The sequence below is a fragment of the uncultured Tenacibaculum sp. genome, from assembly GCF_947502995.1.
GTDB lineage: Bacteria > Bacteroidota > Bacteroidia > Flavobacteriales > Flavobacteriaceae > Polaribacter.
In genome coordinates this window covers 148,280-162,542 of record NZ_CANNBW010000008.1, presented here as the reverse complement: position 1 = coordinate 162,542, position 14,263 = coordinate 148,280, and the positions used below count along the sequence as shown (strand labels likewise).

Sequence of the window (14,263 nt, the reverse complement as noted above, 5' to 3'; positions counted from 1 at the left end):
AGGGTAAAAATGGAGTATTAAGAGATAATATTGGACTCCATTAGCCTCTTCATTTTGTCTAATTTTCGAATCGGAAAAACCACTTAATATTAAGTTAACTTTTTGTTTAAGATACGCTTACATTTTTAAAAGATTTTCTGAAAAATCTTAACTAAAAAGTATCCTTTTACAAGATTGTTAAAAACATACAATTAGAAAGTAATTAAAAAATTAAATTTTCATTTTATGAAAAAAACAACATCACTTAAAGTCCAGCATAGCTTTATTAAGTTGAATTGTTTTGATTTAGGTCTAATGTTAAAAAAGTTCTGTTCACTAATCCTTATTATTTTTATAAGTAACGAAGTTTTTGCAGACAAACCTATTGAAAAAGAATCATCAAGCTTAATAAACTTGCAACAACAAATTACTGGAAATGTATCAGATAATACTGGTCCATTACCTGGAGTAAATATTATTGTCAAAGGAACAACAAAAGGAGTTGAAACTGATTTTGATGGTAATTATTCTATCACTGTTTCTGATAAAAATGCCACGCTAGTTTTTTCTTATGTGGGTTATAAAACACAAGAAATTGTAATTGGTGATCGAAAAAAAATAGATATTGTTTTAGAACCAGATAATGCTAAATTAGAAGAAGTTGTTGTACTAGGATATACAACAAAAAAGAAAGGAGAATTAACTGGTGCTGTTGGAAAAATAGATGATGAGGTAATACAAAGATCTTCAAGTAAAGATATTGCTAAATCGTTATCTGGTCGTGTTACTGGTCTTAATATTATAGATAGAGGTGGTATTCCTGGTGCAGGAAATGGTGGTGATGGAGACACAAGTAATGATGCAACAACCATATTAATCAGAGGTAAATCTACTTCTAATAATAACTCGCCTTTAATTTTAATTGACGGAATTCAATCGACTACTTTCTCTAATCTTTCTCCAGAAGATATCGAATCATTAACTGTATTAAAAGATGGTGCTGCTGCTATTTATGGTTCAAGAGCTGCTAACGGTGTAATTTTAATTACGACAAAGAGAGGAAAATTAGGAGCGCCAACAATAAAATTATCAAGTTCTTATACTGTTTCTTCTTTTACACAAAGACCACAGATAATGAACGCGCGTCAGTATGCTATTTATGAGAATGAAATTGCTGAGAGACAACGCTTATTAGATCCTAATGTTACCAATCCTTTTACAAGTGAACAAATTTCACAATTCGGAACAGATCCTATACGCTTTCCAGATACAGATTGGGTAGATGTTACATTTGCTGATTTTGCTCCTGAATCTAGAAACTCTTTATCTATTTCTGGAGGAACTGAAGCTGTAAAATACTTTGTGAGTGCAGATGCTATTAGACAAGGAGGTTTATTTAGATCTAGATCGTTACAATTCGATCAAAATCAAGTACGCTCTAACTTAGACATTAAGTTAAATGAAGATATTAAAATTGGTATTGATATCGCAGGAATATTTGGAGATCGTAATCAACCTGGTGTTGATTTAGGAAATATTTATAAACACATCTATACAAACTTACCTACTGAAGTAGGGATTTATCCAAACGGATTACCAGCTCGTGGTGGAGAAAACGGACAAAATCCATTCATAATGTCGAGTAGTCAATCTGGTTTTATTAATACCAAAACAACAAACTTAAGAGGTCGTTTTTCTTTTGATTACTCTTTAGATAAAATTGTAAAAGGGTTAAAATTTAATAGTTTCGTTGGATACAGAAAAATTATTACAAGAACTAAATCTTGGTACACGCCTTGGACATATTATACTTTCCAAGAAGGAACAAACGAATATATTCCATCTACAGGTTTCTCACCAAGAGGTGAAGAAAGAATTTTAAGAGAAACATCCAACACTTTTAACCAAATTTTATTAAATGGTACTCTTAATTATACTACTAAAATTGGAGACGATCATTCTATAAACGCTATTGTAGGTACAGAAAAATTAAACTCTGAAGTAAGTAATTTCTTTGGTGAAAGAGTTGGCGGTTTTCCTTCTTCTGAAGTTCCAGAATTATTTGCTGGAAGTGAAGAAAATGCAAGAACAAACGGTTCTTCTGGTGAAGGTGCTCGTTTTGATATTTTCGGAGCTTTATCTTACGATTATCAGAAAAAATACTTTGTCGATTTTACTATTCGTCGTGACGGATCAAGTAATTTTGGTCCTGGTAAAAGATTTGGAGTATTTCCAGGTGTTGCTGTAGCTTGGGCTTTAGATAAAGAAAAGTTTTTAGAAGATGTAAGTTGGATAAATGCATTAAAACTTAGAGGATCTTGGGCACAATTAGGAAACGATCGTATTGCACCATTCCAATTCTTGTCACGTTTTAACTTTGGAAGTCAAGATCCAAATACACCACAACCAAACTTCTTTGTTTTTGGTATTGACGGAGAAATTGTTAATGGTTTTTCTTCAACTGTTGAACCAAATCCTAATGTCACTTGGGAAAAATCTACACAACAAAATGTAGGTTTAACTTTCTCTTTATTCGATAGTAGATTATCTGGAGACGTAAATTATTATTTCGAAAAAAGAACAGATATTCTTAGAACAAGAAATGCAAGTACACCTGATTTTGTAGGAGTTTTACCTAGTGAATTTCCTTCGGAAAACTTTGGTGAGGTTAATAACTCAGGTTGGGAATTTGAACTATCATGGGCTGATAAAATTGGAAATGTAAGTTATAATTTTGGTGGAAATATTTCTACAAATAGAAATGAAGTTGTATTTATCGATGAACCTAGTAATATTCCAGATGCTTTAAGATCTGAAGGAAAATCAATTGACACTTATATTGTTCAACCAACTGCCGGAATTTTTCAAGATCAAGCTCAAGTAGATGCTACTGCTGTAAAATTACCAGGAACTGTAGAAGGTGAACCTATTTATTTAGATACTAATGAAGATGGTGTTATCGATGATGGTGATAGAATTCGTTTAGATGCTTCTAGTATTCCTCGTATTCAATATGGTTTCTATGGTGGATTTAAATACAATAATTTCGATTTCAACTTCCTTTTCCAAGGTCAAGCTGACGTACAAACGCTAGTATTCTTTGATCAAGCTGGTTCTAAACCTGTTCATGTTTTTGACAACAGATGGACTCCAGATAATAGAAATGCTAGATACCCAAGAGCATTTACTCAAAACGATAGATTTAGTGGAAACCAAAGTGATGACACAGATAATTTTATCGGTGCAGATTTATGGTTACACGATGGTTCTTTCCTACGTTTAAAAGAAGTAGAACTTGCTTATACATTAGATAAAAAAATCACAAAAATCGGAGACATCAGATTGTTTTTAAGAGGATTCAATTTATTTACTATGTTCTCAGAAATTGCTGATTTAGGTTTAGATCCAGAAGCCAATGGATATAATAATTTTAGAGGATCAACATATTCATCTTTGAAAAGTTATACTCTAGGTGTTAATTTTAATTTTTAACTAAAATGAAAAATATAAAAATAGTTTTCGCTTTAATGGTACTGCTTCTTAACTATAGTTGTGAGGATGTACTAGAAATCGAATCAAGAAATACATTTACTGAAGATTTTATATATAGTGATCCAGATCAATTGGAACGTTTGGTATTCACATCGTATAACAGTACCGAAAGTTGGGGATTAAACAAGTTTATATGGTGGTCTCGAAGATTCAATATAGAAGGAGCTTCTTTTGAAGCTAAATTCAACTTTAGAGACATAGATCAATACCGTTTACGTGCTGGTTGGAACCCAAATAATGTAGGTGTTTTTAGAGATCAATGGAGAAAGTACTACAGTTATATTCGTGATATTTTAGTCTTTTTAGATCGAGTTGACAATAGTGAAGCTATGCAAGTTGATCCTCAAAAAGTAAACATGCTTAAAGCTGAAATGAAGTTCTTATTAGCTAATACTTACAGTAAATTAATAAAATATTATGGAGGTGTTCCTTTAATTACGAGAGCTTTAAGTTTAGATGAAGATTTTAATATTCCTAGAAATAGCTACCAAGAATGTGTAGAGTTTATTGTACAAACTTTAGACGAAGCTGCTGATGTTTTACCATTAACTCGTCCAGATGATGAATTTGGTAGAGCTACAAAGTTGGCTGCTTTAGCAGTAAAATCTCGTACACTTTTATATGCAGCAAGTGAACTTCATGATCCTTCAACATTACCTAATGGTCCGTTTTACGATTATAACGTAGCTAATAAATGGCAAGAAGCTGCCGATGCTGCTAAAGCTGTAATCGATGAAGTTGGAGCTAGAGATTTAATTCCTGTAACTAACGCTGAAGATTATAGAGATTTATTTTTATCGGCAAACAGAGATATCATATTTGCAAGACCATTTGGAGCTACATTTTTTGATTTTGGAACTGATGTTAACTCTTTATGGAATCAAACACAGGCTCCAAGTGGTTACGGTGGATGGGCATTAAGTTCTCCTTCTCATAACTTTGCTTTATTATATAATATGAATGATGGTTCTACTACTTCAAGTTCTTTGTATGATCCAGCAAACCCAAATGAAAACAGAGAAATGAGATACTATGCTGATCTAAATTTTAATGGAGCTGAATTCAGAAATAGAAATGTTGAGTATTTTGAATCTAGAGATACAGATATATTTCCACACGGATTAGATTCTCCTTTTGGTTTAGGAAATGTATTACATTCTTCAAAAACAGGATATAATATCAGAAAATTTCAAGATGAATCAGTTGGTTTAACTGAAACTTCTCCTGGTCGTCCTTTTATTTTATATCGTTTGTCTGAAATTTACTTAAACTATGCCGAAGCTAATTTCCAATTAGGTGAAGAAGGAATCGCGAGAGAATATGTAAACAAAGTTTCTACAAGAGCTTTACAACCTGCAATTACTGCTAGTGGTGCAGATCTTTTAGAAGCTATAAAAAGAGAACGAAGAATCGAATTATCTTTTGAAGGTCATAACTTTTTTGATGAAAGAAGATGGATGAATACTGATCATTTAGGTTTCGATATCAAAGGATTAAAATGGTATAAGGAAACTGATGGTAGTTTTACAAATGAAGAAATTACAGTCGTGTCAAGACCTTGGTTCGATAGACAATACTATTTACCAATCCCTCAGTCTGAAATTAATAAAACTTCATCTCTAATTCAGAATGATGGATATTAAACCATAAAATCTTTGTAGATTGATTATTTGAATTATTATTCCAGAATAAAGAATACCGAGATAAACCTCGGTATTCTTTGTTTAAATAATTTACTTTTACTCGTAATCCCATGAAAAAAACTATTCATTTATTTAAACTCAACCTTCTCCTTTTAGGAGTCATTTTTAGCTGTAAACCAAACGATAAAAAAGTTATAAAAAAGGTAAAAAAAACAAAACCTAATATTGTTTTTATTGCTGTAGATGATTTACGACCAGAACTTGGATGTTATGATTCTGATATCGCCATAACTCCAAATATTGACAAATTAGCTTCAACTGGATTAACATTTAACAAAGCTTATTGTCAAGAAGCAATTTGTAGTCCATCTCGAGCTAGTTTAATGACTGGAGCAAGACCAGAAAGTATTAATGTTATTGAAAACTTCACATACTTCAGAGATGCCAATCCTGATATTGTAACCTTGCCACAACACTTTAAAAATAATGGTTATGAAACTGTACATACAGGAAAAATATTTCATAAACCAGCCTTTGCTGATTTAGATATTTCATGGAGCAGAAAACCAGCCTATGAAAAAATGACTATCAAAAAAGAAAACACTCCTGGAGGATTTGCATTACCTGAAAACCAAGAAATGTTTAAGAAAAGTAGAACCGAAGTCATTGCTAAATATGGAAAAAATGCTCCAAGAAATGGTTTAGGAAAAGGTCCAGCCTATGAAAATGCAGATGTACCAGATACATTTTATGAAGATGGTTATAATGCTGAATTAGCTATTGTAACTTTAAAAGATTTACAAAAGAAGAATCCTGATAAACCTTTCTTCTTAGGTATGGGAATGAAAAAACCACATTTAGATTGGTTAGCTCCAAAAAAGTATTGGGACATGTATGATCCTTCAAAAATTAAATTAACCGATCAAAACAATGCTCCTATTGATGGTGCAGCTATGGGATTGCATCCTTCATTTGAATTAAGAGCTCGTTTTGGAATTCCTAAAAAAGGACCAATATCAGATGATTTAGCTAAAAAATTAAAACATGCATATTTAGCTTCTATTAGTTATATCGATGCACAAATAGGAAAACTAATTAATGCTATTGATGAACAAGGTTTACGAGATAATACAATCATTATTTTATGGAGCGACCACGGTTGGCATTTAGGTGAAATGGGAATTTGGGGAAAAGCCACTAATTATGAAATCTCTACTCGAGTTCCGTTAATTATAGCTACTCCAAATATGAGCAAAGAAGTAAAAGGAAAGAAATCTGAAGCTTTGGTAGAATTAGTAGACATGTACCCTACTCTAGCAGATTTAGCTAATTTACCATTACCTAAACATTTAGAAGGACAAAGTTTTAAACCACTATTAGCTAATCCGAATAAAAAATGGAAAGATGCTGTTTTTTCACAATTTCCATCACCAGCACTAAGAGAATGGGCTGCAAATCCGCTTTCTAAAGGAATGCGAGAAACATATTTCGGTCCTTTAATTGAAGAGGTTGAACATAAAATTAAAACACAACAAAAAAATAAGTGGGATCGAAACCTATTTGAAAATTATTTGATGGGATATGCTATGCGTACTGAAGATTATCGATTGATTGTTTGGAAAGATTATAGAGATGCTAATGCTGAACCTATCTTTATAGAGTTATATGATCATAAAAAAGATCCGAATGAAACTATAAATATTGCTAATAAAAAACCTCAATTAACAGATAAATTACTACTACAATTTAATAAAGGTTGGAAAGGAAATTTAGCACGATAAAAAAGTAATATTATTAGAAACAATAAAACCCCGTTTAATATAAATTAAGCGGGGTTTATTGTTCCCAAATTACTTATTCAAAAAAATTGATTAAGTCTTTTAAATATTTTTAAAATATGGCTGTAGAAACACGTTTTTTTACTAAATAATCTTCTAAAGCTAAATGTGAACAATCGTGACCAATTCCGCTTTCTTTAAATCCACCATGCGGTAAATAAATTGCATATTTTACACCGTTAATTTGAATTTCTCCAAAATCAAGTTCTTCTGTAAATCGTGCTATTCTTTGATGATTATTCGTAAAAATATATGATGCTAATCCATACTCTGTATCATTTGCTAAAGCCAAGACTTCTTCATCAGTTTCAAAACTCATGATTCCAGCTACTGGTCCGAAAATCTCTTCTTTAAACACTTTCATATCTGTAGAAACTCCAGATAAAACAGTTGGTTCTAACCAATTTCCACCTTCAGGTAAATCTGTTGGAATTTCTCCTCCAAACTCTAAAGTAGCACCTTTATCTACAGCATCGTTGATTAAAGTTAGCATTCTGTCTCTACCTTTACGACTTGCTAAAGGTCCCATAAATACATCTGGATTTTCTTTTGTCCCTAAACCAACTTTTAACTCAGAAGCTTTCTTCGCATAAGCTTTTACGAACTTATCATAAATTGATTTATGCACAAATATTCTATTTGCTGCCACACAAACCTGACCACTATTTCCAAAACGTAAAGCAATTGCCAAGTCTAAAGCTTTATCAAAATCAGCATCATCAAAAACAATAAACGGAGCATTACCGCCTAATTCTAATCCGAATCTTTTTATAGAAGTTGTACTTTCAGCTATAATTTTCTTCGCAGTTTCTGTAGAACCAATCATTGTAATTACCGCTGGAATTTTACTTGAAGTCATTGTTTTTGCAACAATTTCACTTGGCCCTTCAATTATATTTACAACTCCAGGAGGAAAATTAATATCATTTAGAATTTCACCTATCAAATATGCTGACAAAGGTGAAATTTCTGATGGTTTGATAATTAAAGAACAACCAGAAGCTAAAACAGGTCCGATTTTATATCCAATATTTAGAATAGGAAAATTCCATGCTAAATACGCCACTACAACTCCAGCCGGTTTAGAAATCATCTTGTGTGTATGCGTATTTTCATAATCTGGAATTTGCTCTTCACGCATGTTTTGCATCGCAGCAGGATACCATTCTAAAGCTTCTACTAATCTGTCGATATCTTCTGCTCCACCTCCATAAGTTTTCCCCATTTCGTAAACCATGGCTGTGCGTAATTCTTCTTGTTTTTCAAGAATAGCAGTTCTTAATTTTTGCATCCAGGCAGTTCTTTCTCCTAAAGATAAAGCTGACCAGTATTTAAAACCTTTTTCTGCTGCTAATAAGACTTTTTCTGCATCTTCTTTTCCTGCTTTTGCTATTTCTGCAATAACTTCACCTGTAGCAGGACAAACAACATTACTTCGTTCTCCACTAATGGCATCAACTAGTTGACCATCAATGTACATTTTTTTATATCCGTAATTTTTAATCTTCATTTTTATCAATATTAAAGGACATTTATTTCAGCATCAGAAAGTGCATATTCCATTAAAACATCTTCATCTACTTCTATTCCTAAACCAGGTCTTTTCGGAACTTCAATCATACCATCAACCATTTCAATTTTCGGGTATGTTAAACGTTCTCTTAATCCGTTTTCTGTTTGATCGTATTCAATTAAGAAATCTGGAGTTTTCATACGTCCAGGAATGAGCTCTAAATTAGCAATAAAATGTAAAGCAACATGAATTCCAATAGCTGTTCCCCAAGTATGAGGCACAACACCTACTCCATATGTACTTGCCAAAGCTGCAATTCGCTTCGCTTCTGTTAATCCTCCTGCTGCACAAATATCTGGTTGTACAATGTCTACAGAATTATTTTGAAATAATTGATGAAAGCCAAAACGTAAATATTCACATTCTCCACCAGAAATTGGTATTGAAGTTTTATCTCTAAGTTCTTTGTATTGCTTGTAGAACTCAGGAGAAATTGGTTCTTCAAACCATCCAATATTAAAAGGTTCTATTTTATTTGCTAAAATAGTTGCTTCTCTAAGACTATACGCATGATTAGAATCTACCATTAACTGTATATTGTCTCCAATAATTTCTCTAACTTTTTTTACGTTTTTATAATCCTCTTCAATACCTAAACCAACTTTCATTTTAATGGCCTTGAAACCTTGTTTTACATAGGATTCTGCTTCATCTTTAAAATGTTTTGCTGGATTATCAGGATCCATAAAATACAAACCTGTTGCATATGGTTTTATTTTGTCTCTAAATACACCACCTAACAATGTAGAAACAGGCAAATTCAATATTTTCCCTTTTAAATCCCAAAGTGCAATATCAATAGCACTTATAGAAGCTACCAAAACTCCACGCCTTGCATAATCTAAAGTTTTACGGTAAAGGTGATTCCATATCACTTCATTTTCTAACGGATTTTTTCCAATAATATGATTCTTTAAAAAATCTACTCCTGCTTTTAAAATAGGTGCTGGGCCATAACCTTCTCCCCAACCATACTGGCCATTAGAAGCTGTTATTTTTACGACACAAATACATCTTTCGGAATATTCCCATTGTGAGAAATAAAAACTGCTTGACAATTTATCTTTAAGTATAAAAGTCTCTATTTTTTCAATTGTCATATTTAATTAAGTTAAGTGATAGTAAACAAAACTAGTGATTCACTTCACTCTTTATGAGTTCATATTTATCTCAAACAAGTCAAATATTACCCTTTGATTTCTTTTGATCTGTTGATTTATTTTACTTTTTAATAATTTTAAAAACCTTATTGTTATAACGTAAAAGATAAAATCCACTTTGTAGCTCTTTTCCGACTTGAATCTTCTCTCCTACTTTTACTTTTTTAGTTAAAAGAGGTTGTCCTTCAATAGAAAAAAACACTATTCTTCCATTTTGTGTTACATTTTCAATATTTAATTCAGATACAAAAGGATTTGGAAAAATTTTGATATCACTTTTAATAAAAGTCTCTGTTGTTAATGTATTATTCTTTAGTACAACAGGATAAAAAGTTCCGCCACTTGGTGGTGTAGATGATAATTCTCTTGGATTACTGTATTGATCGAAAACAAAAACCTTTGTATCACTACTAAATCTTTCTGAATTATTTTTTCCACTTACTTCGTTATTAAAAATAATATTGTTTTCACCTGGAGGTTTATGTCCATATCGACTTCCTCCACTTGCAAAAGCTCCCCAAGATCTCCATTGTTCGCTTTTTATTTTATTATTTTCAATTAAGTTAAATCCGTCGTCTCCATTATGAAAGTTAATATCAACTTCGAAATCACAACCATAAACCACATTATATTTTGCTCCAAGTTGAATAGAAAAATGACGAATTCTTCTTACTCTTTCGTTAACGATAAGATTATAATCACCGTTAATTGCGTAATATGCAGCACCTCCACTTCCTTTATTGTATGCCGCATCTACAAAATTATTACGTAAAGTATTATTTCTTCCGTTTACGCTAATTGGATTACTTCCTGAGTTTTTAAGTGTACAGCTATCAATCCAACAATTTTTACTCCCTTTTTCAATCATTATGAAACTCACATACATATTTTTTAATCCATCAGGATCGTTACCAAAACATCGTTCTCCACACCATCTGTTTCTATCTACATTTCTATCATCATAAATTGTAATTGGTCTTTCAGGAATATATTCCATCGTTAAATTTTCAATTCCCACATGTTCGACTTCATCTAATACCAAAGCGCCTTCATGTTCAAACCTTCTTCTTTGATAACGAATGGTAACATTCAATTTTACGTTATCTCTACTTTCTCCTCGTAAAATTATATTCGATTTTAGTTGAATAGTTTTATCTATATCGTATGTCCCGTTTTTCAGTAAAATCACACTCAATTCACCATTTGTATTTAGGTTATCGATTGCAGATTGTAATCCATTAGCATCTGTTGGATTTATTTCTAACTTTACTGGTATTGAACTGCCAAACGGAACTCCGCCCTCAACTCCAGATTTTTGCCATTCTTTCATAAATGGATAAGCCGGATCGTTCTTCGAATTATCGAAAGTTACACCTGGATCTCCAATATTTAGTTGTGCATTTACGAAGTTACTACTGGTTATAGCAACTAATAAAGTTATTAGATATTTGATTGATTTTTTGGTTTTCATAATTAGGAGATTATGATTTTAAATTATTATTAATGTTTATGAACTTATTTTTAAATTAAAATAGACTGCCTTAAAAGACAGTCTAGATAATTAATTATTTAAATTTTTAGTTTGGAAAACTTGCAGTGATTCTGGTTATACTTGCAGGTTTCTTATTACAAATAGCACTTGTATTATACTGTATATTTTGAATTGAACTTGCTGGAAAATTTCTGAAATTCTCCCCTATTAAAGTAACATTATAATGACCACCAACATTACTTCCATTAGTATTATCGTAACTTAAAGCTACTGATGGACCGTGATACTCAAAACCATTAAACATTCCTAGGCTTTCAGCAGGATTTTTAATTCCATTTTCCCACAAATCACATGGTATAAACTTTAAATGTGCCTGTTTTATTTTAGCCTCTCCATTATTTCGAAAAATAGCCGTAACGTCTGTCACTGAAGAATCATTAAAACTACCAGGTTCAAATCTTCCAAGTTGTTCTAAAACATATTCATTTCTTGGAGCTATACTAGCTTCTGATGATAATCTCGTTGCCCATTGCCTACCATTATTTCTTTTATATGGATTTCCTGATAACACATTATTTACTCCCGGAAACTGCTCTTTAACAAAATTTATAAACTTCTGCTTACCAATACTATCAAGAGAATATTCATTTTTTTTATCAAAAAGTTCTAAGAAGCCTTTTTCCACTCTTACCGCAAATGCTGAACCTACAGATCTTACTTTCTCTACAGTAACTTTACCATTTTTAACAAAATGAGGAGAGAACATCACAGCACATAATCCGTTTTTATTTCGAATATCATGTGCAAAAATTTGTGCAACCCCACCTTTTTTACTGTTATCTTTTAATTCATCCTTCATACCCTTATCATCTGTCTCCATTCTTAATGTGATTCCACCTTCACAAGAAAGATTGTTAAATAAAACATTCTGAGCATTGTACGTTTGAACTAACCCGTAACCTGTATGAGCACCTCTTTGGTTAATATTTTCTATAATTCCATCTTTAGGACCAGGTCTTCTTTCTGGTGATCCCGGAACATGAACTAATACAATAGAATTCACAGAACTTCTTCTATCTTTTATATTGATATCTGCAAATCGAAAATTATCTACACGTCCAATTTTCAACACATTAACATTTTTGTTTGTTAATGAAGGTGAAGAAATATCTACAGTAAATTTTGTTCCGTTTTTACCACTAATACTTACATTCTTTAAACGATTTCCATTTTTACTTCCACCAATAGAAAATACGCCTCCACTGTTACCATCGAAAATAATTTTAGTTCCTCCAGCTATTTCTAAATGGATATTAGATTTTAAAACTACTCTATTCCAATAATAAGTTGACTTTGGAATTTCAATAATTACTCCAGTTCCGTTCTCATCTGACTGCTGATTAATTAATCTGTTTAAATCAGATGTGGTAGTTCCCGTAAATTGAACTCTTGTATTTTCTGTTGGAGCAATATAAAACCTAGAAGCATTAAACTTCTGGGAAAGACGACCTTCAATTTCTGTAATATTCGTTTCAGTTGGAACTTGTAATTTTTCTACATTATCTGAACAAGACATTGTAGTTGTAGCTATTAGGATTACAGCTAATAAAAAATTTTTGTTAAAAATCATAATTTAGGGTTTATAATAAAGACCGCTAAACTACCCTTGCCGAAATCGTTTTAGCTAACCAATATTACCCTATCATTAATCGATTTTACCTAAAAACTCAAAACTATTATTCATTTTTTGCATATATAATTTTTTATGACTAACTAGCTAAAACAGCACACAAAACCATAAAAATCAAACATTTAAAAACAACTCTCTTTTTTGTTTTTTTATAAAAAAGTAATGTAAAAAGTTATTTAATACAGTTGGTCACAGTTTATCGATTAAGTAATCTTGATCTATTTTTATCGTTATCTAGTACTAAAAAATCATTTTTTAATTCTCCCTTTTCATGAATCATATTAAAAATGACATCTTAATATTAATTCTACTTTTATATTTTTCAAATGCTAACGCATATGAAATTAATTTAGCTTATAACAACTTCGATTCTAACATCAATATTACTAGAAACGATAACAATAATAATTACAAATTTGTAACACAAATATTTGATCATAATCCATTAAAATGGAATCTGTATGAAAAAACAAGTGATGATACTTTTTCAGAAAAAAGTAAGAATTTGGATTTAAGAGTATTAAAAATTAGAAAAAAATTTGAATACTTACTGATATTATTTCTTTCTGTTTCCTCTATTTTAACAATACTCCTGTTATTTATAGGTACGAAATTAAAAAATAGAAATACGTTAATTAAAAAATTAGAAATTAAAGAAAAAGCTACATTACAAAAACAAATTAAACGAAAAGAAGAAGAAATATTAGCTACTGTAATTGTTGTAGCTGAACAACAAAAAGAATTAAGACAAACTTTAAATGCTGTTGAAGATTTAAAAAACAGAAAAAATGATCCTACAATCCAAGCTATTTACAATAAACTAAAAAACATTACTAGATCTTCTTCTAATTTAAATTTAATATTTCAAAAGTTAGAATCTCAATATTCAAACTTTAGTACAGTGATAAAAAATGCCCACCCTAACCTTACTAAAAATGATATTCGAAATTGTATTTTATTACGTTTAGATTATAGTTTGAAAGATTCAGCAGAACTTTTAAATGTTTCTGTTCATGCAATAAAAATCGCTCGACAAAGAATAAAGAAAAAAATAAGTTTTTCTGAAAATATAAGTTTGAAGGAATATCTCGACACTTTCGAAAATGAAATTTCAACACCTAAAAAAGTAGAACTTTAAAGTTCTACTTTTTTCCTTATATATACTTAATGTATTACCAATAAGCATATGTATACGTATTGTATACTTTAATTGTACCTGTTTTGTAACCTCTTTTTTTAATGTTAAACATTAACCCGAAAGTAATTTTGCATTTCTATTTAAAACATTAATTACGGATGTTAAAAAATAAGATTCCCCTTATAACTAAATGTGATA

At 31.0% G+C, this 14,263-nt stretch carries 8 protein-coding genes; 4 read left to right on the top strand and 4 right to left on the bottom strand.

What is annotated here, in order from left to right:
• Positions 1-225 precede the first annotated feature (225 nt).
• The 3 genes from Q1A46_RS08365 to Q1A46_RS08355 all read left to right on the top strand — a co-directional run bounded on the left by Q1A46_RS08365 (position 226) and on the right by Q1A46_RS08355 (position 6,955).
• Entirely contained in the window at positions 226-3,471 is a 3,246-nt protein-coding gene (locus Q1A46_RS08365) for a TonB-dependent receptor (RefSeq protein WP_299676596.1), read from the top strand.
• Between the two features lie 5 nt (positions 3,472-3,476).
• The gene (locus Q1A46_RS08360; RefSeq protein WP_299676589.1) at positions 3,477-5,174 is read left to right on the top strand and encodes a RagB/SusD family nutrient uptake outer membrane protein; all 1,698 of its coding nucleotides are present in this window, start codon (positions 3,477-3,479) and stop codon (positions 5,172-5,174) included.
• Positions 5,175-5,284: 110 nt separating this feature from the next.
• Positions 5,285-6,955, top strand: coding sequence for a sulfatase (locus tag Q1A46_RS08355; RefSeq protein WP_299676587.1), 1,671 nt, complete (start codon positions 5,285-5,287; stop codon positions 6,953-6,955).
• A gap of 109 nt (positions 6,956-7,064) precedes the next feature.
• Here Q1A46_RS08355 and Q1A46_RS08350 read toward each other — a convergent pair whose 3' ends face one another.
• From Q1A46_RS08350 to Q1A46_RS08335, 4 genes are all read right to left on the bottom strand, one after another.
• Positions 7,065-8,522, bottom strand: a complete 1,458-nt coding sequence (locus Q1A46_RS08350; protein ID WP_299676585.1) for an NAD-dependent succinate-semialdehyde dehydrogenase — start codon at positions 8,520-8,522, stop codon at positions 7,065-7,067.
• Positions 8,523-8,533: 11 nt separating this feature from the next.
• A complete protein-coding gene (locus Q1A46_RS08345; RefSeq protein WP_299676582.1) occupies positions 8,534-9,685 on the bottom strand; it encodes a mandelate racemase/muconate lactonizing enzyme family protein in 1,152 nt (383 codons plus the stop codon).
• Between the two features lie 121 nt (positions 9,686-9,806).
• Positions 9,807-11,216 (bottom strand): T9SS type A sorting domain-containing protein, encoded by a 1,410-nt coding sequence (locus Q1A46_RS08340; protein ID WP_299676579.1) that lies wholly within the window; start codon positions 11,214-11,216, stop codon positions 9,807-9,809.
• Positions 11,217-11,322: 106 nt separating this feature from the next.
• On the bottom strand, positions 11,323-12,867 hold the full coding sequence (locus tag Q1A46_RS08335) for an Iota-carrageenase (RefSeq protein WP_299676576.1): 1,545 nt from the start codon (positions 12,865-12,867) through the stop codon (positions 11,323-11,325).
• Positions 12,868-13,198: 331 nt separating this feature from the next.
• Between Q1A46_RS08335 and Q1A46_RS08330 the strand changes: the two genes are divergently transcribed.
• A complete protein-coding gene (locus tag Q1A46_RS08330; protein WP_299676573.1) occupies positions 13,199-14,065 on the top strand; it encodes a hypothetical protein in 867 nt (288 codons plus the stop codon).
• The last annotated feature ends 198 nt before the right edge of the window (positions 14,066-14,263 follow it).

Coding starts and splice junctions, on each gene's coding strand:
- Q1A46_RS08365 (WP_299676596.1), top strand. CDS start 226: ATGAAAAAAACAACATCACTTAAAGTCCAGCATAGCTTTATTAAGTTG.
- Q1A46_RS08360 (WP_299676589.1), top strand. CDS start 3,477: ATGAAAAATATAAAAATAGTTTTCGCTTTAATGGTACTGCTTCTTAAC.
- Q1A46_RS08355 (WP_299676587.1), top strand. CDS start 5,285: ATGAAAAAAACTATTCATTTATTTAAACTCAACCTTCTCCTTTTAGGA.
- Q1A46_RS08350 (WP_299676585.1), bottom strand. CDS start 8,522: ATGAAGATTAAAAATTACGGATATAAAAAAATGTACATTGATGGTCAA.
- Q1A46_RS08345 (WP_299676582.1), bottom strand. CDS start 9,685: ATGACAATTGAAAAAATAGAGACTTTTATACTTAAAGATAAATTGTCA.
- Q1A46_RS08340 (WP_299676579.1), bottom strand. CDS start 11,216: ATGAAAACCAAAAAATCAATCAAATATCTAATAACTTTATTAGTTGCT.
- Q1A46_RS08335 (WP_299676576.1), bottom strand. CDS start 12,867: ATGATTTTTAACAAAAATTTTTTATTAGCTGTAATCCTAATAGCTACA.
- Q1A46_RS08330 (WP_299676573.1), top strand. CDS start 13,199: ATGAATCATATTAAAAATGACATCTTAATATTAATTCTACTTTTATAT.